The sequence below is a fragment of the Celeribacter persicus genome, assembly GCF_003050785.1.
Classification (GTDB): Bacteria; Pseudomonadota; Alphaproteobacteria; order Rhodobacterales; family Rhodobacteraceae; genus Celeribacter; species Celeribacter persicus.
This window is the reverse complement of record NZ_QAOH01000091.1, coordinates 1-1,139: the sequence shown is the minus strand read 5'-3', so window position 1 is coordinate 1,139 and position 1,139 is coordinate 1. Positions and strand designations below refer to the sequence as shown.

The window sequence follows — 1,139 nt, the reverse complement described above, 5'->3', positions numbered from 1 at the left end:
TACGGAACATGTTGCGGCGCGGGTTATGTTGCGGTGGCGTGAACTTGCGCGGTTTGGCGGGGGTTCTCGCGGGGCTGGGCAACATAACCTCAGCGCGCCGGGGGGATTTTCGTGATGGCGCGCGATGCAGCAGAGCTTTCGCGCCGGCTCGCGCGGGACGCCGAGGCCGTGTGTCGGCATTACCTCCCCAACGGGCGACGACAGGGTCAGTACTGGACCGTCGGCGATGCACGTAACACACCGGGGCGGTCGATGTTCGTCCGGCTGAAGGGGCCGGAGGCTGGCCCCGGTGCTGCCGGTCATTGGACCGATGCCGCCACGGCCGAGCACGGTGATCTGCTCGACGTGATCCGGGAGAGCTGTGGCCTGACCTCTTTCGGCGATGTCGCCGAGGAGGCGCGGCGCTTCCTGAGCCTGCCGCGGGTCGACCTTGTCCCGACCATCAATCCAGCACCTGCCCGTACAGCCATGGGATCGCCGGAAGCGGCACGGCGACTGATCGCCATGGCGCAACCGATCCGGGGTACGCCGGTCGAGACCTATCTGGCCAGTCGCTGCATCATGCCGATCCATGGCGCGGGGGCGTTGCGATATCATCCAAGCTGCTATTATCGGCCCGACGATGGCGGACCAGCAGAGCGGCGTCCGGCGATGATCGCATCCGTGACCGACCTGCAAGGCAGGATCACCGGCGCGCACCGTACCTGGCTCGCGCCGGACGGCTCGGCCAAGGCCGCGGTTCCCACACCCCGGCGGGCCATGGGCAACCTTCTTGGCCATGCCGTGCGCTTCGGGGCGGCAGAAGATGTTCTGGCCGTCGGCGAAGGGATCGAGACGATGCTGTCGCTGCGGGCGGCGCTGCCGGGCATGCCGATGGCCGCCGCGCTGTCGGCAAGCCATCTCGCCGCGCTCAGACTGTCACCGTCCGTGCGCCGCCTCTATATCGCCCGCGATGTCGACGCAGCGGGCACGAAGGCCGCCGCGACCCAAGCCGAACTTGCGACCAGTGCGGGCATCGAGGTGCTGACGCTCTCGCCTCGTCACGGCGACTTCAACGACGACCTGACAGCCCACGGCCTCGACGACCTGCGCGCGGCGATCCGGCCCCAGATCGCGCCCGAAGATGTCGACCGGTTCCT

General features: G+C 68.5%; 1 protein-coding gene. It reads left to right on the top strand.

Annotated elements, in window-relative coordinates; translation table 11 throughout:
* Positions 1-114: 114 nt before the first annotated feature.
* Positions 115-1,139 (top strand): DUF7146 domain-containing protein (locus C8N42_RS21345; protein ID WP_107818402.1); only part of this gene is annotated, 1,025 nt, incomplete at its 3' end.